18 protein-coding genes are annotated in these 20046 nt (G+C 71.6%); 10 read left to right on the top strand and 8 right to left on the bottom strand.

Annotated features, from left to right (window positions below; all coding sequences use genetic code 11):
• The first annotated feature begins 9 nt into the window (after window positions 1–9).
• From AB0E91_RS14785 to AB0E91_RS14775, 3 genes are all read left to right on the top strand, one after another.
• Window positions 10–1830 carry a PQQ-binding-like beta-propeller repeat protein gene (locus AB0E91_RS14785; RefSeq protein WP_361780463.1) on the top strand — a complete coding sequence of 607 codons (1821 nt, stop codon included), beginning with the start codon at window positions 10–12 and terminating at the stop codon, window positions 1828–1830.
• A 37-nt stretch (window positions 1831–1867) separates the two neighbouring features.
• Complete coding sequence (locus tag AB0E91_RS14780; protein ID WP_361780460.1) at window positions 1868–4309, top strand: PQQ-binding-like beta-propeller repeat protein; 2442 nt, start codon at window positions 1868–1870, stop codon at window positions 4307–4309.
• Between the two features lie 193 nt (window positions 4310–4502).
• Window positions 4503–5198: a response regulator transcription factor gene (locus AB0E91_RS14775; protein ID WP_018548168.1), complete on the top strand. Its 696-nt coding sequence runs from the start codon at window positions 4503–4505 to the stop codon at window positions 5196–5198.
• A 34-nt stretch (window positions 5199–5232) separates the two neighbouring features.
• Here AB0E91_RS14775 and AB0E91_RS14770 read toward each other — a convergent pair whose 3' ends face one another.
• Window positions 5233–5583, bottom strand: a complete 351-nt coding sequence (locus tag AB0E91_RS14770) for a hypothetical protein (protein ID WP_361780456.1) — start codon at window positions 5581–5583, stop codon at window positions 5233–5235.
• Between the two features lie 21 nt (window positions 5584–5604).
• A complete protein-coding gene (locus AB0E91_RS14765) occupies window positions 5605–7317 on the bottom strand; it encodes a sodium:solute symporter family protein (RefSeq protein WP_361780453.1) in 1713 nt (570 codons plus the stop codon).
• Window positions 7318–7511: 194 nt separating this feature from the next.
• Between AB0E91_RS14765 and galT the strand changes: the two genes are divergently transcribed.
• From galT to galK, 3 genes are read left to right on the top strand one after another with little or no spacing between them, the layout of a single operon-like run.
• Window positions 7512–8615, top strand: coding sequence for a galactose-1-phosphate uridylyltransferase (gene galT, locus AB0E91_RS14760; protein ID WP_361780450.1), 1104 nt, complete (start codon window positions 7512–7514; stop codon window positions 8613–8615).
• A complete protein-coding gene (gene galE / locus AB0E91_RS14755; RefSeq protein ID WP_361780447.1) occupies window positions 8612–9574 on the top strand; it encodes a UDP-glucose 4-epimerase GalE in 963 nt (320 codons plus the stop codon). Before galT ends, galE begins: the two co-directional genes overlap by 4 nt.
• On the top strand, window positions 9574–10728 hold the full coding sequence (gene galK, locus AB0E91_RS14750) for a galactokinase (protein WP_361780444.1): 1155 nt from the start codon (window positions 9574–9576) through the stop codon (window positions 10726–10728). The genes galE and galK overlap by 1 nt, the downstream gene beginning before the upstream one ends.
• A gap of 9 nt (window positions 10729–10737) precedes the next feature.
• On the opposite strand, the gene AB0E91_RS14745 is transcribed toward galK, so the two are convergent.
• Entirely contained in the window at window positions 10738–11193 is a 456-nt protein-coding gene (locus AB0E91_RS14745) for a GNAT family N-acetyltransferase (RefSeq protein ID WP_361780441.1), read from the bottom strand.
• A gap of 268 nt (window positions 11194–11461) precedes the next feature.
• Between AB0E91_RS14745 and AB0E91_RS14740 the strand changes: the two genes are divergently transcribed.
• Window positions 11462–12229 (top strand): response regulator transcription factor, encoded by a 768-nt coding sequence (locus AB0E91_RS14740; protein WP_161179563.1) that lies wholly within the window; start codon window positions 11462–11464, stop codon window positions 12227–12229.
• Here AB0E91_RS14740 and tamR read toward each other — a convergent pair.
• Window positions 12188–12685 carry a MarR family transcriptional regulator TamR gene (gene tamR / locus AB0E91_RS14735; RefSeq protein ID WP_361780438.1) on the bottom strand — a complete coding sequence of 166 codons (498 nt, stop codon included), beginning with the start codon at window positions 12683–12685 and terminating at the stop codon, window positions 12188–12190. The genes AB0E91_RS14740 and tamR overlap by 42 nt on opposite strands.
• A gap of 89 nt (window positions 12686–12774) precedes the next feature.
• Between tamR and AB0E91_RS14730 the strand changes: the two genes are divergently transcribed.
• Together AB0E91_RS14730 and AB0E91_RS14725 are read left to right on the top strand one after the other, a co-directional pair.
• Window positions 12775–13587, top strand: coding sequence for a trans-aconitate 2-methyltransferase (locus AB0E91_RS14730; protein WP_361780435.1), 813 nt, complete (start codon window positions 12775–12777; stop codon window positions 13585–13587).
• A 3-nt stretch (window positions 13588–13590) separates the two neighbouring features.
• Window positions 13591–13965, top strand: a complete 375-nt coding sequence (locus tag AB0E91_RS14725; RefSeq protein ID WP_361780432.1) for a VOC family protein — start codon at window positions 13591–13593, stop codon at window positions 13963–13965.
• Between the two features lie 23 nt (window positions 13966–13988).
• Here AB0E91_RS14725 and AB0E91_RS14720 read toward each other — a convergent pair whose 3' ends face one another.
• Both AB0E91_RS14720 and AB0E91_RS14715 read right to left on the bottom strand, forming a co-directional pair.
• Window positions 13989–14666 carry a TetR/AcrR family transcriptional regulator gene (locus AB0E91_RS14720; RefSeq protein WP_161179559.1) on the bottom strand — a complete coding sequence of 226 codons (678 nt, stop codon included), beginning with the start codon at window positions 14664–14666 and terminating at the stop codon, window positions 13989–13991.
• Window positions 14663–15658: an acyl-CoA desaturase gene (locus AB0E91_RS14715; protein ID WP_361780428.1), complete on the bottom strand. Its 996-nt coding sequence runs from the start codon at window positions 15656–15658 to the stop codon at window positions 14663–14665. The genes AB0E91_RS14720 and AB0E91_RS14715 overlap by 4 nt, the downstream gene beginning before the upstream one ends.
• Before the next feature lie 309 nt (window positions 15659–15967).
• Between AB0E91_RS14715 and ppc the strand changes: the two genes are divergently transcribed.
• Window positions 15968–18700: a phosphoenolpyruvate carboxylase gene (gene ppc, locus AB0E91_RS14710; RefSeq protein ID WP_361780425.1), complete on the top strand. Its 2733-nt coding sequence runs from the start codon at window positions 15968–15970 to the stop codon at window positions 18698–18700.
• 102 nt (window positions 18701–18802) lie between these two features.
• On the opposite strand, the gene AB0E91_RS14705 is transcribed toward ppc, so the two are convergent.
• Together AB0E91_RS14705 and pth are read right to left on the bottom strand one after the other, a co-directional pair.
• The gene (locus AB0E91_RS14705) at window positions 18803–19297 is read right to left on the bottom strand and encodes a hypothetical protein (RefSeq protein WP_361780422.1); all 495 of its coding nucleotides are present in this window, start codon (window positions 19295–19297) and stop codon (window positions 18803–18805) included.
• Window positions 19298–19360: 63 nt separating this feature from the next.
• Entirely contained in the window at window positions 19361–19957 is a 597-nt protein-coding gene (gene pth, locus AB0E91_RS14700; protein ID WP_361780419.1) for an aminoacyl-tRNA hydrolase, read from the bottom strand.
• Window positions 19958–20046 lie beyond the last annotated feature (89 nt).

Here is a 20046-nt window from a genome sequence, read left to right as displayed (position 1 = left end):
GCAGCGCTGATGACCCAGCCACCCGGTCAGTCGCCGCAGGGCGGATTCGGAGCACCGCAGGATCAGCCGCCGCAGGGGCAGCACCCTCAGGGGCAGCCGCCGCAGGCGCAACCCCCGCACCCCGGCTTCGGTGCCCCGCAGAACCCGCCCCAGCCCCCGCCCCAGCCCCCGGCCCAGCCGCCGAACACCCCGCCGCAGCAGCCCGGTTACGGCTTCCCGCAGCAGCCCGGCCCCTACGCCCAGCCCGGCCCGTACACCCAGCAGCCGGGCCCCTACGGGTACCCGCCCCAGCCCGGCGGCGGCGCCCCCTACGGCCCGCCCCCCGGTGGCCCCTACGCCCAGCAGCCCGGCCCCTACGGGTACCCGCAGGCGCCGTACCCCGGCGCTCCCGGAACCCCGCCCGGCCCCGGCGGCAACCGCAGGAAGACGGCCATCGTCGCGGGCGCTGTCGCCGCCGCCCTGCTCCTCGTCGGCGGCACGGTCTACGCCGTGACCTCCGGGGACTCCGGCGGCAAGAAGCCCGTCGCGCACAAGAGCGACGACTCCAAGCCGACCGTCACCGCCCCCGTCGACCCCGGTGACGGCAGCGGCGACGGACGCTCCGACACCGACGACCTCAACGCGGGCCGCAAGCCCGGCGAGGCGAAGGTCCTCTGGTACAAGACCGCCCCCGACGCCCCCGGTTCGGGCGCCGACGCCCCGGGGATGTGGATCACCGGCCGTACGGCGGTGAAGGCGGCGTACAAGCAGGTCTTCGCCTACCGCGTGGCCGACGGCACCCCCGCCTGGGCCCCGATCTCCTTCCCGCAGAAGGTCTGCGCGGTCACCCCGGACCCCGTCGGCGGCAAGATCGTCGTGGGGTACATGAACGGCGTCAGCGACCGCGCCAAGTGCGACCAGCTCCAGCAGATCGACCTCGACACCGGCAAGAAGGGCTGGCACGGGGAGATCCCCGAGGGCGGGCTGTTCGACAGCGCCATGAACGTGCAGCTCATCACCAGCGGCAACACCCTGCTCGTGGGGCGCTCGCAGTCGGGCATCGCGTTCGACATCCGCGACGGGCACAAGCTGTACGAGTCCAAGAAGTACGGCGAGGACTGTTTCCCGGCCGGCTTCACCGGTGGCGGCGGACGGCTGATCCAGGTGGCCTCCTGCGGCACGGGCGGCACCAACGAGCACGACGAGGTACGCGGGCTCGACGCGGCCACCGGCAAGGTGAAGTGGACGCAGAAGATCAAGAAGGGCTGGCGGGTCCAGCACGCGTACTCGGTGAACCCGCTGGTGATCTACCTCGTCAACGACGAGAAGAAGGCGTGGAACATCTCCACCCTCACCGACACGGGGAAGTTCCGCTCCGAGGTGAAGGTGGACGAGAAGTTCCTGACCAGCTGCGGGTGGGCGGTGCTCAACCGCGCGCTCCAGGGCTGCCAGGGGGCCGTCGTCGCCGACGACACGCTCTATCTGCCCACCAGCGCGACGACCGGGCCCAACGAGATCGTCGCCGTCAGCCTCGCCACCGGCAAGGAGAAGTGGCGCGTCAAGTCGCCCACGGACGAGTCGATGACGCCCGTCAAGGCGGAGGGCGGCAAGCTCGTCGCCTATGTGCACGCGTCGTACGACACGGGGGGCCGGGTCGTCGCGATCCCGGTTTCCGGGTCGGTGCACCGGCCGGGCACGCTGCTGCAGAACCCCTCCTCGACCGCGGAGATCGAGGACACCTTCTTCAGCAGCGCGATCGCCTGGGCCGACGGCCGGTTCTACCTCTCCTCGAACCGGCTGACCGGCAACGACGACGACAAGGAAAAGCTGATGATGGCGTTCGGCAAGTGACCCTGGCCCCGCGTCCCCACCCCGAGGTACCCACCCCATGAACCAGTCACCGCCCAACGACCCGCAGCCGGGCGACTCCGGCGCGGAGTCCGCGCCCGAGGACGCCCCGAAGGCGCCCCCGGCCGACCGCGTCGCCCCTCAGGACCCGCCGACGACACAGCTCGCGCCCGTCCCGCCGGTGGACGCCACCGAAGCGCCCCGGAGCGAGCCTCCGGCCGCGCGGGCGGACAACTCCGGTGCCACGCCCGGAGGTTCCAGGGCCTCCCTGAACAAGGAGCCCGAGGCCCAGGACCCGCCGACCACGCTGCTGAAGCCCGTTCCGCCGGTGGACGCGGCCGGAGCGCCCCAGGACGCGGCCCCGGCCGCCGGGCCGGTCAACTCCGTTGCGGGGACGGCCGGTTCCAGCGCGCCCGTCGCCCAGGACCCCCCGACCACGCAGCTCGCCCCCGTCCCGCAGGCCGGCGGATTCGGCCCGCCCCAGGCCCAGCCGCCCGCCGCACCCGCGCCCGCCGCGCCCGCCGCGCCCGCGCCCGCGCAACAGCCGCCCGCCGCCGCTCCGCAGCCGGGGTTCGGCGCGCCCCAGGGACAGCCGCCCGCCGCCGCCCAGCCGCCCGGCTTCGGGTCCGCGCCGCAGGCCCAGCCGCCCGCATCCGCCCCGCAGCCCGGCGGCTACGGCACGCCCCAGTCCCCGCAGCCCGGCGGATACGGCGTTCCGCAGCCGCCCGCTGCCGCCGCCCAGCCGGGATTCGGCGCACCCCAGCCCCCGCAGCCGGGCGGATACGGCGCACCCCAGCCCCCGCCGCCCGGTGGATTCGGCACGCCCCCCGGACAGCAGCCCGGCGGATTCGGCGCCGCCCCGCACGGCAACCCCACCCCCGGCTACGCGTACCCGCAGCCGTACCCCCACCCCACCCCGCAACCGCACCCCACCGCACCGCCCCAGCCCCACTACGGCTACCCCCAGGGCCCGCCCCCGCCCACCGGTTACGCCTACCCGGGGCAGCCGCAGCAGCCGTACACGCAGTACCCCACCGCCCCCTACCCCGCGCCGAAGGCGGCCGGGCAGCGGACCGTGGTGTACATCGTCGTGGCCGCCGTGCTCGCGATCGCGCTGATCGCCGGGGTCGGGTTCTGGTACGCCAACTCGGGCGGTGGCGGCGGGAAGCAGGACACCGCGCACTCCTCCGGCGGGACCGGCGGGAAGAACGGGTCCGGCGGGGCGACCGGGGGCAAGGAGAAGGCCCCCGCCGACCCCGGCTCGAAGATGCTGTTCCAGGTACCGCTGCCGCAGACCGCGAACACCGTCCGGACGGCGGGCTCCTGGCTGACGGACGACGTGTACGCCAAGTCGGGCGTCGCGGAGATCACCGGGTACGACCCCGCCGACGGCACCCGGCAGTGGACGCTCAAGCTCCCCGGCCCGGTCTGCGCGGCGAGCAGGCAGCTCACCGACGACGGCCGGACGGCGATCGTCTTCCAGCCGGAGATGAACGACACCAGGGCGGGCTGCAGCCGCCTCGCGGCCGTGGACCTCACCAAGGGCACGCTGCTGTGGACGAAGACGGTGGGGGAGGGCGACTTCCCCGTCACCTTCGACAACGTCACCGTCTCGGGCCGTACCGTCGCCGCGGGCAGCAACGACGGCGGCGCCGCGTTCGACATCGACTCCGGCAAGGCGCTGTGGCAGCCCAAGCGTTCCGACGGCTGCTACGACGTCGGTTACGGCGGCGGCCCCAGGCTCGTCGCGGTCCGCAAGTGCGGCGGCTACGACAACCCGCAGCTGCACATCCAGACCATCGACCCGAAGTCGGGCAAGGTGCTCTCCGAGTACAAGATGGCCCCCGGCATCGAGTACGCCTCCGTGGTCTCCACCGTCCCCCTGGTCGTCGCGGCCGACGTGGGCCACAGCGCGGGCGACGGCAGCGGCATCTCGGACTACTTCTCCATCGACGGCAGGACCGGCAAGCTGCTCACCCGCATCTCCGCCCCCGGCGACACCTACGGCGGCAAGTGCGACAGCATCACCAAGGTCGAGGACTGCCGGGGCGTCGTCGCGGGCAACGGCAGGCTGTACCTGGCCACCGAGGAGCACGACGGCACGAGCGACAAGTACAGCAAGACCAACGAGATCGTCGCCTTCGACCTGACCACCGGCAAGCAGACCGGCCAGCGCGCCCCGGCGGGCGACGGCTACACCCTCTACCCGCTGCGCATGGACGGCACCAGCCTGCTCGCCTACAACCACCCGCCCTACGACAAGGGCGGCCAGGTCCTCGGTATCGACGGCGCCTCCTTCAAGGCGGTCAAGCTGCTGGAGAACCCGGCCACCCAGGAGGTGCACCAGGCGGAGGCCACCATGCCCCCGGACTACGCGGAACTCCGGTTCGCGAACGGCCGTCTGTTCATGTCGGCGGTCTACGCGCACAAGGTGTCCTACGGCAAGGAGTACCTGGTGCTCGCCTTCGGCACGGACGGCTGACCGCGCCTCGCTCCGCCCCGAGTGCCCCGGATTTCATCGGTCCGGGGCACTTCTCCGCATAGTGGCGGCGCGACGTCGAACAAGCGTGTAACTTCCGGGACATGGGGGACGAGGCGCCGGGGGGCCCTCTGTCCCCGGGGACCGGTGGGCGTCCATAGTGGGGCATCCACCGGGGGACTGGGGGGTTTGCAGTATGGGAGTGCGGCTGATGGTCGTCGACGACCACCGCCTGCTCGCGGAGGCGCTGGCCTCCGCGCTCAAGCTGCGCGGGCACCGGGTGCTCGCGGCGGCGGCACCGGCGGCGGGCGCGGCCGAGCTGGTGATCACACGGGCACCGGAGGTGTGCCTGCTCGGTACGGCGGCACCCGCCGAGCCGGGCGTCTTCGACCCGGTGGTCCGGATCAAGCGGGAGCGTCCGCAGGTGGCCGTGGTGGTCCTCGGGCCCGTGCCGTCCCCGCGCGGTATCGCGGCGGCCTTCGCGGCCGGTGCCTCGGGGTACGTCCGTCACGACGAGCGCATCGAGGGGGTCGAGCGGGCCATCATGAAGGCACGGGCGGGCGAGGCGGCCGTGGCCCCGCAGCTCCTCCAGGGCGCCTTCGCGGAGCTGCTCAACCCCGCCGCCCAGCCCGACGACGAGGGCCAGCGGCTGCTGCGGCTGCTCACCCCGCGCGAGGTCGAGGTGCTGGTCCGGGTGGCGGACGGCGAGGACACGCGCCGTATCGCGGCGGGCATGGGCATAGCCCCCAGCACCGCCCGCACCCATGTGCAGCGCGTCCTCATGAAGCTCGGCGTCGGCTCCCGCCTGGAGGCCGCCGCCCTGGCCGCCCGCACCGGCCTCCTGGACAGAGCGGGCCCGCTGCCCCACACGACGACGGGGCCGGAGCTGTGACGCACAGCTCCGGCCCCGCCAGGTGCCCGCTCGGCTAGTGGGCCGGGTCCTCCTCGGTCACGCCCTCCGCAGGGAGCGGGGGCGGGGTCGGGCGGAGCTTGAGCCACGCCAGGAAGAAGACGCCGAGGATCAGCATGCCGATGCCGGTCCACAGGTTGATGTTGACGCCCTCGGCCTTGTCGATCGCGGCCTGGGAGTCGGTGATGCCGGCGATCGTGACGATGACGCCGTAGACGACGAACAGGCCGCCGATGATGCGCCGCAGGTCGAAGATGCGGGCCGCGGTCGCGGACTTGCCCTCCAGCTCGGTGACCTCGCGCTGGACGTCCTGCTCGGTCGCGCCGCGCTCGTGCTCGTGCTCGGGGCGGGGGGATTCTTCGGTCATGGTTTCCTCATCCTCCCGCGATCAGAACGAGAACGGGATGTAGCAGGCGGCGGCCAGGACGACGGCGCCCCAGCCGAGCAGGGCGGGCTTGCGGTACCAGGCGTCGTCGCCCTCGGCCGGTGCCTCGGACATGCCCGGCGAGGTGGTGCCGTAGACCAGGCCCTGGAGTTCGTCGGCCGGCTTGGCCTTGGTGAACAGCGACACCGCGACCATCACGACCGCGCCCGCGACGAAGCCCGCGATGGCGGAGACGAAGTTGGCGCCCTGGTCGGAGGGGATCGAGATGATGCCCTCCTTGTAGAAGACGAAGTAGTTGACCATCGCGGCGGTGGTGCCCGCGAGCAGGCCCCAGAAGCCGGACTTGGCCGAGGCGCGCTTCCAGAACATGCCGACGATGAAGACCACGAACATCGGGACGTTGAAGAAGGAGAACAGCGTCTGGAGGTAGCTCATGATGTTCGAGAACGAGGACGCCAGGAACGCCGTGCCGACGGAGGCGGCGACACCGATCACCGTGATCAGACGGCCGAAGCGGACGTAGTAGCCGTCCTCCTGGCCGGGCTTGACGTAGCGCGCCCAGATGTCAGTCGTGAACACGGTGTTGAAGGACGACACGTTGGCCGCCATGCCCGCCATGAACGCCGCGAGCAGACCGGTGACCGCGATGCCGAGCACGCCGTTGGGCAGCAGTTCCTGCATCAGGTAGGGGATCGCGTCGTTGTACTGGAGCCCGGAGCCGGCGGTGCCGATGTTCGGGACCAGGGCGGCGGCGACCAGGCCCGGGATCATCACCAGGAAGACGATGAAGATCTTCGGGTACGCGGCGATCAGCGGGGTGCGCTGTCCGGCCGACAGGTTCTTCGCGGACAGGGCGCGCTGCACCTCGGCGAAGTTGGTGGTCCAGTAGCCGAAGGACAGCACGAAGCCGAGGCCGAGGACGATGGTCAGCCAGTTGGCGCCGAGCGGGTTGACGGCGCCGATGCCGGTGCCGCCCCACGCGGTGGTGAAGTTCTCCCCGTGCTGCGCGGTCAGCTTGTGGGTCAGACCGTCCCAGCCGCCGACCTTCTTCAGGCCGAGGAAGGTGATCGGGATGAGGGCGGCCAGGATCACGAAGAACTGGAGCACCTCGTTGTAGATCGCCGAGGAGAGACCGCCGAGCGTGATGTAGGCGAGCACGAAGGCGCCCGCGACCACGATCGCCACCCACTGCGGCCAGCCGAGCAGCGCCTCGACCACGATCGCGAGGGCGTACAGGTTGACGCCCGCGATCAGGATCGCCGCGAACGCGAACAGGATCGAACTGAGCAGATGGGCGGCCTTGTCGAAGCGCAGCAGCAGGAACTCGGGGACCGAGCGGACCTTGCTGCCGTAGTAGAAGGGCATCATCACGAGGCCCAGGAAGACCATCGCCGGGATGGCGCCGATCCAGTACCAGTGCACCGTGTACGCGCCGTACTGCGCGCTGTTGGCCGCCATGCCCAGGATCTCGGTGGCCGCCAGGTTCGCCGAGATGAAGGCGAGGCCGGTGATCCAGGCGGGCAGCGAGCGTCCGGAGAGGAAGAAGTCGAGGCTGGTCTTCACCGAGCGGCGGGCCGCGAAGCCGATGCCGAGGACGACGACGAAGTAGATGGCCAGGATCGTGTAATCGAGCCAGTTGGTGGGGAGCCGTAGCTCCGCGGCCAGATAGGTGTGGCCCGCCGCCAGGGGCGCGGGGCCGGTCGGGGACGTCTGCATGAGAACTCGCTTCGTTGCGCGAACTGATCCAGAGCGGAACCTACGCCGCGGCCTTCAGTATTTGAACAGTTCTGTTGGTGTTCTTTGTTTGATTGTGATCGTGCGCCCCCTGTCGAGTTGTGGTTTGTTATGTTTGATTGTGTTGAGTGGTTGGGTGAGGACGCCCTGCGGGGATGTCGATCAAGGAGTCCGGCGTGAAGAAGACCCCGACGCGGCTGGCCGACGGGCGTGAGCTGATCTACTACGACCTGCGCGACGACACCGTGCGCGACGCGGCGGACCGCCGCCCGCTGGAGCCCACGGTCACCCGCTCCGAGATCCGCCGCGACCCGCTGCTCGGCGACTCCGTCGCCGTCGCCTCCCACCGCCAGGGCCGCACCTACCACCCCCCGGCCGAGGAGTGCCCGCTCTGCCCGAGCCGGGACGGGCGGCTGAGCGAGATCCCCGACTCCTCCTACGACGTGGTGGTCTTCGAGAACCGCTTCCCCTCGCTCGCCGGGGACTCCGGCCGCTGCGAGGTCGTCTGCTTCACCTCCGACCACGACGCGTCCTTCGCCGGCCTCACCGAGGAACAGGCCCGCCTGGTCCTCGACGCATGGACCGACCGCACCGCTGAGCTGTCTCAACTCCCCGCAGTGAAGCAGGTGTTCTGCTTCGAGAACCGGGGCGCCGAGATCGGTGTGACCCTCGGCCATCCCCATGGGCAGATCTACGCCTACCCGTTCACCACGCCCCGCACCGCGCTCATGCTCCGCTCCGTCGCCGCGCACAAGGAGGCGAGCGGCGGGGAGAACCTCTTCGACGCCGTCCTCGCGCGGGAACTCGCCGGAGAGCGGGTCGTCCTGGAGACCGAGCACTGGGCGGCCTTCGTGCCGTACGCCGCGCACTGGCCCTACGAGGTCCACCTCTACCCCAAGCGCCGGGTGCCCGATCTGCTCGCCCTCGACGAGGCCGCGCGCACAGAGTTCCCCCAGGTCTATCTGGAACTCTTGAGGCGCTTCGACCGGATCTTCGAGCGCGAGGGAGGGGAGGACACCGTGAGCGAGGCCGTGAGTGAGGCCGTGAGCGAGCCTCCGACGCCGTACATCGCGGCATGGCACCAGGCGCCCTTCGGGCCGACCGGTGTGCCGGGTGCGGAGCGCGAGGACTTCGCTCTTCACCTGGAGCTTTTCACCGTCCGACGCACTTCTGGCAAGCTGAAGTTTCTCGCGGGTTCCGAGTCCGGTATGAACGTCTTCATCAACGACGTGCCGCCGGAGCGCGCGGCAGACCGACTGCGAGAGGTTGCGAGTTCATGAAGTACCTGGTGACGGGTGGCGCGGGTTACGTCGGCAGCGTGGTGGCCCAGCATCTGCTGGAGGCGGGGCACGAGGTCACCGTCCTCGACAACCTCTCCACCGGTTTCCGTGCGGGCGTCCCCGACGGGGCCACCTTCGTCGAGGGTGACATCCGCGACGCCGCCAAGTGGCTCGACGCCTCCTACGACGGTGTGCTGCACTTCGCCGCGTTCTCGCAGGTCGGCGAGTCGGTCGTGAAGCCCGAGAAGTACTGGGAGAACAACGTCGGCGGCACCATGGCGCTGCTCGCCGCGATGCGCGAGGCGGGCGTGCGCCGCCTGGTCTTCTCCTCCACCGCCGCCACCTACGGCGAGCCCACCGAGGTGCCGATCCCCGAGTCCGCCGCGACGCTGCCCACCAACCCCTACGGCGCCTCCAAGCTCGCCGTCGACCACATGATCACCGGTGAGGCGGCCGCGCACGGCCTCGCCGCGGTCTCGCTGCGCTACTTCAACGTGGCCGGTGCGTACGGCAGTTACGGCGAGCGGCACGACCCCGAGTCGCACCTCATCCCGCTCGTCCTCCAGGTCGCCCAGGGCCGCCGCGACGCCATCTCGGTCTACGGCGACGACTACCCGACCCCGGACGGCACCTGCGTGCGCGACTACATCCACGTCGCCGACCTCGCCGAGGCCCACCTCCTCGCCGTCGCCGCCGCGAAGACCGGCGAGCACCTGATCTGCAACCTCGGCAACGGCAACGGCTTCTCCGTCCGCGAGGTCATCGAGGCCGTCCGCGAGGTCACCGGCCACCCGGTCCCCGAGATCGTGGCCCCGCGCCGCGCGGGCGACCCGGCGGTCCTGGTGGCGTCGGCGGAGACGGCACGCACCACACTGGGCTGGAACCCTTCCCGCGCGGACCTCGCCGGGATCATCGCGGACGCCTGGCAGTTCGCGCTTCGGACGCACAAGGAGCAGTAGTGGGCGCAGAGTCGGTCCGGGAACGCTTCGCCGAGCTGTACGGAGCCGAACCGGAGGGGGTGTGGGCGGCGCCGGGACGGGTCAACCTGATCGGCGAACACACCGACTACAACGACGGCTTCGTGATGCCGTTCGCACTTCCGCACCAGGTGACGGCGGCCGTCTCCCGCCGCACCGACGGGGTGCTGCGGCTGCACTCGGCGGACATCGGGGGCGAGCCCGTCGCACTCGCTCTCGACGCCCTGGAGCCGGACTCCGACGCGGACTGGACGGCGTACCCGGCGGGCGTCGTCTGGGCCCTGCGCGAGGCGGGCCACGCGCTGACCGGAGCGGACATCCACCTGTCCTCCACGGTGCCGACCGGCGCGGGCCTGTCCTCCTCGGCGGCCCTGGAGATCGTCGTCGCCCTCGCCCTGAACGACCTCCACGAACTCGGCCTGCCCCGCTGGCGGCTGGCCCGCCTGTGCCAGCGCGCCGAGAACGTCTACGTCGGCGCCCCCACCGGCATCATGGACCAGACCGCCTCCGCCTGCTGCGAGGAGGGCCACGCCCTCTTCCTCGACACCCGCGACCTCTCCCAGCGCCAGATCCCCTTCGACCTCGCCGCCGAGGGCCTGCGCCTGCTGGTCATCGACACCCAGGTCAAGCACGCCCACAGCAACGGCGAGTACGGCAAGCGCCGGGCGGGCTGCGAGAAGGGCGCGGCCGTGCTCGGTGTGGACGCGTTGCGCGACATCGCTCACGAGGACCTGGACACGTCCCTGTCGGCCCTCGGCGACGAGGACGAGGTCCGCCGCCTGGTCCGTCACATCGTCACCGAGAACCACCGCGTGGAGCGAGTGGTGGAGCTGCTCACGGCGGGCGGCGTCCGCGAGATCGGCCCCCTCCTCACCGAGGGCCACGCCTCCCTCCGCGACGACTTCCGCATCTCCTGCCCGGAACTGGACCTCGCGGTCGACACCTCCCTGTCGGCAGGCGCCCTGGGCGCCCGCATGACGGGCGGCGGGTTCGGGGGGTCGGCGATCGCGCTGGTGGAGGCGTCCTCGGTGGACACCGTCACCAAGGCGGTCGAGGAGGCGTTCGCGGCCGCCGGGTACACCGCCCCGCGGGTGTTCGAGGCGGTGCCGTCGCAGGGCGCCCGCCGCCTCGGCTGAGCGCCCCGGTCAGCCGAGACGTTTCGTCAGCGTGTACTCCGTGACCCCTGGCGGATAGTCGGGGATCTCGCAGACCACCTCGTAGCCCTGCTTGCGGTAGAAGCCGGGGGCCTGGAAGTCCCAGGTCTCCACGCGGGAGCGGGCGCAGTCGCGGGTGGTGCGGGCGAGGTGTTCGGCCTCGGTCAGGAGGCGGATGCCGAGGCCGGTGCCCCGATGCGGGGCGTCGACCCAGAGGTAGGCGATGTGGAGCCAGCCGGCCCAGGTGTGGGCCACCAGACCGCCGGCCAGGTCGCCCGATGCGTCCAACGCCCAGACGTGGAGCGGGGTTTCCCGTTCCGCGGGGGTGTCGCGCAGGGCGGCCAGGACGGGGGAGGCCGCCGTGTTGGTGTCCCGCAGCCGCGCCCGCAGCAGAGCACGTCGGTCCTTGTCGACTTCCGTCTCGATACGAAACATGCGGCACACCATAAACGCGCAGCCCGGTCAGTTCCGCCAATTTAGCCGCCCCCGACGGCCCCCGCCCGTACGCTGAGAAGCGGTACCGGTGGGGGCCGGTGCCGATTCAGGGGGCGAGACAGGCGGGTACGGCACCCGCGAGGGGGGTAGCACTGTCCGCGACGGTGAGGGCCGCGCGGTCGGGCGACTCCCTCGCGGGTGCCGTGACCGCGAGCCGTCGTCGTTCTCCCAGCCTGGGGTCTCCCCCGCTCCCGCGCGGAGCCTGGGGATAGGGGGTTACGTGGTTCGCATCCGAGTCCTGGTCGTCGACGACCACCGCATCTTCGCCGAGTCGCTCGCCGCGGCACTGGCCGCGGAGCCGGACGTCGACGTGTTCGCCGCCGGCAGCGGCCCGGCCGCGCTGCGCTGCCTGGAACGGGCCGCCGCCGAGGGCCGCCGCTACGACGTCCTGCTGGTCGACGCGGATCTGGGCAGGACCCTGCCGGGCGGCCGCGCGGCCATCCCCGTGCAGCTGGGCGATGCCGAGGGGCACGTCGACGGGATCTCCCTGGTCTCCGGGGTCCGCACCGCCCAGCCGGGCGTGCGCTGCGTGGTCCTCGCGGAGAAGGACGAGCCCCGGCGGGCCGCCCTCGCGCTCCAGGCGGGCGCCTGCGGCTGGGTCGCCAAGGACTGCTCGCTGTCCCGGCTGCTCACCGTCATCCGGGGTGTCCTGCGCGACGAGACGCACCTGCCGCCCGCCCTGCTCACCGGCGTCCTCAAGGAACTCACCGCCGCCCGCAAGCACCGCAGCGAGAGCGAGCGCCTGGTGGAGTCGCTGACCCCGCGCGAGCGGGAGGTGCTGCGCTGCATGGTCGCGGGGCTCGGCCGCAAGGCGGTCGCGGAGCGGCTGTTCCTCTCCCCGCACACCGTGCGCACCCATATGCAGAACGTGCTGGGCAAGCTCGGCGTCCACTCCACCCTGGCCGCCGTGGCGCTCGCCCGCAGGGCCGGGGTGGGCCCGGTGGACCTAGCCGGGGACGTTGTCGAACGGGGCGGTCAACTGGCGTAGCAGCCCCGCCAGTTCGGAGCGCTGTGCGGTGGAAAGCTCGCCCAGGATGGCCCGCTCCTGCGCCAGCAGCCCCGCCAGCGCCTCGTCCGCCCGGTCCCGCCCGGTGTCGGTGAGCCGCACCAGCACGCCGCGCCGGTCGCTCGGGTCGGGCAGCCGCTCGACCAGGCCCTTCTTGGTGAGCCGGTCGATCCGGTTGGTCATCGTGCCCGAGGTGACCAGCGTCTGGGTGAGCAGCTGGCCGGGGGAGAGCTGGTACGGCGTCCCGGCGCGCCTGAGCGCGGTCAGCACGTCGAACTCCCAGGGCTCCAGCTGATGCTCGGAGAAGGCGAGCCGGCGCGCGCGGTCCAGGTGCCGGGCCAGCCTGCTCACCCGGCTCAGTACTTCCAGCGGCTCCACGTCGAGGTCCGGGCGCTCCCGGCGCCACGCTGCGACCAGCCGATCGACCTCGTCCTCCATGGAGATCAGTGTAGTGGTTGTGTCGACGTGAAGTCTCTTGATGTCGAGTGTCTTGACATCAAGAAACCTGTCGCGCCAGGCTGGAGGACATGACGACGCCGCAGTGGAACCCCGCCCAGTACCTCCGTCACGCCGGTCACCGCCTGCGCCCCTTCACCGACCTCGTCGCCCGCGTCCCCGACCCGCCGGGCGCCCGCCCGTGTGTCGCCGACCTCGGCTGCGGCCCCGGCAACGCCACCGCCCTGCTCGCCGCCCGCTGGCCCACTGCGCACATCACCGGCTACGACAACTCGCCCGAGATGCTCGACCGCGCCCACACCGAGCACGAGGGCCCCACGGAGGGCGGCGGCCGTCTGGACTTCGCGCCCGCCGACGCCCGGACCTGGACCCCGGACGAGCCCTGCGACGTGATCGTCTCCAACGCCACCCTCCAGTGGGTGCCGGGCCACCTCGACCGCTTCGCCGACTGGACCGCCGCTCTGAAGCCCGGCGGCACCTTCGCCTTCCAGGTCCCCGACAACACCGACGCCCCGCTGCACGCCCTCATGCGCGACCTCGCGGCCACCTCGCGCTGGAAGTCCCGCCTCGCCGCTGTCCTGCGCCGCCCGGACTCCGTCCACACCCCCGGCGTCTACCTGGACCGTCTCGCCCGCCTCGGCCTCGCCGCCGACGTGTGGCAGACGACGTACCAGCACGTCCTCACCGGCGAGGACCCGGTGCTCGACTGGGTCAAGGGCACCGGACTGCGCCCCGCCCTGACCGCGCTCGCCGACGACCCCGAGGCGCGGGACGCCTTCGTCGCCGAGTACCGCGACCTGCTGCGCGCGGCCTATCCGAGCGCGTCCTACGGCACGGTGCTGCCGTTCCGCCGTCTCTTCGCCGTCGCCGTCCGGGAGGTCTGAGCCGTGCTCGTCGCCGTCGACCACGTCCAGCTCGCCGCCCCCGCCGGCAGCGAGGACGTGCTGCGCGCCTTCTACACCGGCGCCCTCGGCATGACCGAGATCCCCAAGCCCCCGGTGCTCGCCGCACGCGGCGGCTGCTGGTTCCGGGCGGCCGGGGTCCAGCTCCATCTGGGCGTCGAGGAGGACTTCCGCCCCGCCCGCAAGGCCCACCCCGGGCTCCGGGTCCGTGACATCGAGGCGTACGCCGACCGGCTCGCCGCCCACGGCGCCCCCGTGACCTGGGACGGCGACCTCCCCGGCCACCGCCGCTTCTACGCCGAGGACCCGGTCGGCAACCGCCTGGAGTTCCTGGAGCCGACCGGGCCCGTCGTGTCGTAGCAGGGGTGCCCTGAAAAGGGGCGCTAGTTCTTGCGGTGCCCTATCAGCCGCGGCTTCTGCTCAAGCCCGTCCAGGCCGTGCCACGCCAGGTTCACCAGATGCGCCGCGACCTCCGCCTTCTTCGGGCGGCGTACGTCCAGCCACCACTGCCCGGTCAGCGCGACCATCCCGACCAGGGCCTGCGCGTAGAGCGGGGCCAGCTTGGAGTCGAAGCCGCGGCTCTTGAACTCGCGGCCCAGGATGTCCTCCACCTGGGTCGCGATGTCCGAGATCAGCGAGGCGAAGGAGCCCGTGGACTGCGGGATGGGCGAGTCGCGCACGAGGATGCGGAACCCGTCCGTGTACTCCTCGATGTAGTCCAGGAGCGCGAAGGCCGCCTGCTCGCACAGCTCGCGGGGATGCCCCGCCGTCAGCGAGCCGGTCACCATGTCGAGGAGTCGCCGCATCTCGCGGTCGACCACCACCGCGTACAGCCCCTCCTTGCCGCCGAAGTGCTCGTACACCACCGGCTTGGACACCCCGGCCTTCGCCGCGATCTCCTCCACCGACGTGCCCTCGAAGCCCTTCGCCGCGAAGAGGGTGCGACCGATCTCCAGCAACTGCTGGCGGCGCTCGGCACCGGTCATACGGGTCCGGCGCGTCCGCCGCTGCTTGTCGTTGCCCTGGGTGCTGCTGGAGTCGGTCGCCACGCCGTCAATCATGCCGCCTCGGCGCCGGCCTTCCCGCTCGGGGAGGAGTCCGCACCGTCACTGCGGCGCGAATCGATACGCGAGCGTGACGGCCAGCGCACGTCGTACGCCCAGCCGAGCTGCTCGAACCAGCGGATGATCCGGGCCGAGGAGTCGATCTGGCCGCGCTCCACACCGTGCCGCGCCGCCGTCGGGTCGGCGTGGTGCAGGTTGTGCCAGGACTCGCCGCAGGACAGGACCGCCAGCCACCACACGTTGCCCGAGCGGTCGCGCGACTTGAACGGCCGCTTGCCCACCGCGTGACAGATCGAGTTGATCGACCAGGTCACGTGATGCAGCAACGCCACCCGGATGAGTGAACCCCAGAAGAAGCCGGTGAAGGCCCCCCACCAGGACATCGTCACCAGGCCGCCGATCAGCGGCGGCAGCGCCAGCGAGATCGTCGTCCACATCACGAACTGCCGGGAGATGGTCCGGATCGCCCGGTCCTTGATCAGGTCCGGCGCGAACTTGTCCTGCGGGGTCTGCTCCTCGTCGAACATCCAGGCGATGTGGGCCCACCACAGGCCCTTCATCAGCGCCGGGAGCGTCTCGCCGTACCGCCACGGCGAGTGGGGGTCGCCCTCGGCGTCGGAGAACTTGTGGTGCCTGCGGTGGTCGGCCACCCAGCGCACGATCGGGCCCTCGACCGCCATCGACCCCATGATCGCCAGCGCGATCCGCAGGGGGCGCTTGGCCTTGAACGAGCCATGGGTGAAGTACCGGTGGAAACCGATGGTGATGCCGTGGCAGCCGATGAAGTAGAAGAGCGCCAGCAGACCCAGATCGAGCCAGCTCACGCCCCAGCCCCAGGCCAGCGGCACGGCCGCCACCAGGGCCACGAACGGCACGACGATGAACACGAGCAGGGCGATCTGCTCGATCGAGCGCTTCTTCTCGCCGCCCAGCGTGGCGGAGGAGGCATCGGGTGAGGCTTCGTCGATCACATCGGAACTTGAGGTCATGCGCGTCCCCTGTGGGGTCGAGGGTCGGGGCAGGTGCCGGGCCGCCGGGACCGGACGGGAATGAAGGCAATACTTCCCTACGGTTCCGTAACCTACGGCGTCGTAAGTATGGCAGCGAGCAGGGTCGCGGCAAGGGCCCCAGACCCTGCGCGTCCCGGTGGACACCTATCCTTGGAAGCGGTCGGACAGCGCGGTCCGCTCTGTTTACTTCCCGGACGTTCCGGACCGTATGCGGCGTTTTGCGCCGCAATGGACGGATGTCCCGGATTCCTTCCCGGACGAGCTTCACCACTGCAAGGAGCCGCACCTGTGAGCAGTGCCGACGACCAGACCACCACGACCGGCAGTGAGCTGCGCGCCGACATCCGGCGCCTGGGCGACCTGCTGGGCGAGACCCTCGTACGGCAGGAGGGTCCCGAACTCCTCGAGCTGGTCGAGAAGGTCCGCCGCCTGACCCGCGAGGACGGGGAGGCCGCCGCCGAACTGCTGCGCGGCACCGAACTGGAGACCGCCGCCAAGCTCGTGCGCGCCTTCTCCACCTACTTCCACCTGGCCAACGTCACTGAGCAGGTGCACCGAGGCCGCGAACTGCGCGCCCGCCGCGCCGCCGAGGGCGGCCTGATCGCCCGCACCGCCGACCGCCTCAAGGACGCCGACCCCGAGCACGTCCGCGAGACCGTCCGCAACCTCAACGTCCGGCCCGTCTTCACCGCGCACCCCACCGAGGCCGCCCGGCGCTCCGTCCTCAACAAGCTCCGGCGCGTCGCCGAACTCCTGGACACCCCCGTCCTCGACTCCGACCGCCGCCGCCACGACGTCCGCCTCGCCGAGAACATCGACCTCGTCTGGCAGACCGACGAACTGCGCGTCGTACGCCCCGAGCCCACCGACGAGGCCCGCAACGCCATCTACTACCTGGACGAGCTGCACGCCCACGCCGTCGGCGACGTCCTGGAGGACCTCACCGCCGAACTGGAGCGCGTCGGCGTGGAACTGCCCGACGACACCCGGCCGCTCACCTTCGGCACCTGGATCGGCGGCGACCGCGACGGCAACCCCAACGTCACCCCCCAGGTCACCTGGGACGTCCTCATCCTCCAGCACGAGCACGGCATCAACGACGCCCTGGAGATGATCGACGAGCTGCGCGGACTGCTCTCCAACTCCATCCGCTACACCGGCGCCACCGAGGAACTCCTCACCTCCCTGCGGGAGGACCTCGACCGGCTCCCCGAGATCAGCCCCCGCTACAAGCGCCTCAACGCCGAGGAGCCCTACCGGCTCAAGGCCACCGCGATCCGCCAGAAGCTGGAGAACACCAAGCAGCGCCTGGCCCGCAACATCCCGCACGAGGACGGCCGCGACTACCTCGGCACCGCCGAACTCCTCGCCGACCTGCGGATCATCCAGACCTCCCTGCGCGCACACCGCGGCGCCCTCTTCGCCGACGGCCGCCTCGCCCGCGTCATCCGCACCCTGGCCGCCTTCGGCCTCCAGCTCGCCACCATGGACGTCCGCGAACACGCCGACGCCCACCACCACGCCCTCGGCCAGCTCTTCGACCGCCTCGGCGAGGAGTCCTGGCGCTACGCCGACATGCCCCGCGACTACCGCGCCAAGCTCCTCGCCAAGGAGCTGCGCTCGCGCCGCCCGCTCGCCCCGAGCCCGGCCCCCGTCGACGCGGCCGCCGCCAAGACCCTCGGCGTCTTCCAGACCGTCAAGCGCGCGCTTGAGGTCTTCGGACCCGAGGTCATCGAGTCCTACATCATCTCCATGTGCCAGGGCGCCGACGACGTCTTCGCCGCCACTGTCCTCGCCCGCGAGGCCGGACTGCTCGACCTGCACGCCGGCTGGGCCAAGATCGGCATCGTCCCCCTCCTGGAGACCACCGACGAGCTGAAGGCCGCCGACACCATCCTGGAGGACATGCTCTCCGACCCCTCCTACCGGCGCCTGGTCGCGCTGCGCGGAGACGTCCAGGAGGTCATGCTCGGCTACTCCGACTCCTCCAAGTTCGGCGGCATCACCACCAGCCAGTGGGAGATCCACCGCGCCCAGCGCCGACTGCGCGACGTCGCCCACCGCTACGGCGTCCGGCTGCGCCTCTTCCACGGCCGCGGCGGCACCGTCGGCCGCGGCGGCGGCCCCTCGCACGACGCGATCCTCGCCCAGCCCTGGGGCACCCTGGAGGGCGAGATCAAGGTCACCGAGCAGGGCGAGGTCATCTCCGACAAGTACCTCATCCCCTCCCTCGCCCGGGAGAACCTGGAACTCACGGTCGCCGCCACCCTCCAGGCGTCCGCCCTGCACACCGCCCCCCGCCAGTCCGACGAGGCCCTCGCCCGCTGGGACGCGGCCATGGACGTCGTCTCCGACGCCGCCCACTCCGCCTACCGCGAGCTCGTCGAGGACCCCGACCTGCCGACGTACTTCCTCGCCTCCACCCCGGTCGACCAGCTCGCCGACCTGCACCTGGGCTCGCGGCCCTCCCGCCGCCCCGGCTCGGGCGTCTCGCTCGACGGACTGCGCGCCATCCCGTGGGTGTTCGGCTGGACCCAGTCCCGGCAGATCGTCCCCGGCTGGTTCGGCGTCGGCTCCGGCCTCAAGGCGCTGCGCGAGGCGGGCCTCGACACCGTGCTCGACGAGATGCACGAGCAGTGGCACTTCTTCCGCAACTTCATCTCCAACGTCGAGATGACCCTCGCCAAGACCGACCTGCGCATCGCCCAGCACTACGTCGACACCCTCGTGCCCGACAACCTGCGGCACGTCTTCGACACCATCCGCGCCGAGCACGAGCTCACCGTCGCCGAGATCCTGCGCGTCACCGGCGAGAAGGAACTCCTCGACGCCCAGCCCGTGCTGCGGCAGACCGTCGCCATCCGCGACGCCTACCTCGACCCGATCTCCTACCTCCAGGTCGCCCTGCTCAAGCGCCAGCGCGACGCGGCCGCCGAGGGCGCCGAACCCGACCCCCTCCTCGCCCGCGCCCTGCTCCTGACCGTCAACGGCGTCGCGGCCGGCCTGCGCAACACCGGCTGACACCCCCGCCGTACACACGACGGTGCCCCCGGCGGCCGCAAGGCTCCGGGGGCACCGTCATGTCGGGATCAGGGCGCACGGGTCAGGGGGCGCCCTCGTACGTCACTGCGCCGTCACGAACGCTCCCGCCAGCAGCACCACGCCGAGCGTCCCCATCACCCAGCCGGTCCGTGTCAGCCGCATCCCGCCCGCCACCACCACCGAGGCCAGCACCAGCGCCCCGCCCAGCGGCAGCCACGCGAACAGCGTCCCCGAAAGTCCCGAGCGCACCACCACGTCCGTACCGGGCTCCACCGTCACGTCGTACGTCCGGCCCGTCCGCACCGCGACGGTCTTCGCGAGCACCACACGGTCACGCGGCACCGCGCCCTCGGACACCGGCGTGAACGGGCCCGTACAGCGGTCGCCGGAACAGTCCGTCACCCGCATCGTGCCGTGCTCACGGCCCTTGGGCAGCATCACGTGCTGCGCGGTGCCCCAGGAACCCCACGCCCCGGCGAAGAGGATCAGCGCGGCGCACATGCCCATCAGCACGGCCCGCCCCACCCCCAGCGCGGTCACGGAAGCCCGGCGGACGGAACTGGCTCTGGCAGGCATGGCCGGGATCATTGGCCATACCCCCATGGCCGGTCAACTCCGGTACGGAGGAGACCGGACAAGTCAGGAGTTGTACGCCGACTGCGCCCGCTCCAGGCCCTCCGTCACCAACGACTCCACCGCGTCCGCCGCCCGGTCCACGAACCAGTCCAGCTCCTTGCGCTCGGTGGACGAGAAGTCCTTCAGCACGAAGTCCGCCACCTGCATCCGCCCGGGCGGACGGCCGATCCCGCACCGCACCCGGTGATACTCCGCGCCCATCGCCTTCGTCATCGACTTCAGGCCGTTGTGCCCGTTGTCGCCGCCGCCCAGCTTCAGCCGCAGCGTCGCGTAGTCGATGTCCAGCTCGTCGTGCACGGCCACGATGTGGTCGACCGGCACCTTGTAGAAGTCCCGCAGCGCGTTCACCGGGCCGCCCGACAGATTCATGAACGACATCGGCTTCGCCAGGATCACCCGCCGGTTGGCCGGACCCACCGGACCGATCCGGCCCTCCAGCACCTGCGCCTGCGCCTTCGACGCCCGCTTGAACTTCCCGCCGATCCGCTCCGCGAGCAGATCCGCCACCATGAAACCGACGTTGTGCCGGTTCATCGCGTACTCAGGACCCGGATTGCCGAGCCCGACGACCAGCCAGGGGGCACTCTCGGACGTGCTCACGTCCCTGTCTCCTCACGTGCGACAGCCGCTGCTCCCCCAAGGGAACACCCCTAGGGAAGCAGCGGCTGGAGCGAATACGGGCTACCGCC

The sequence above is a fragment of the Streptomyces sp. NPDC026659 genome (assembly GCF_040638245.1).
In the GTDB taxonomy this organism is placed as follows: domain Bacteria; phylum Actinomycetota; class Actinomycetes; order Streptomycetales; family Streptomycetaceae; genus Streptomyces.
Note: the sequence above shows the minus strand (reverse complement) of the source record. Positions and strands in the feature narration are given on the sequence as shown.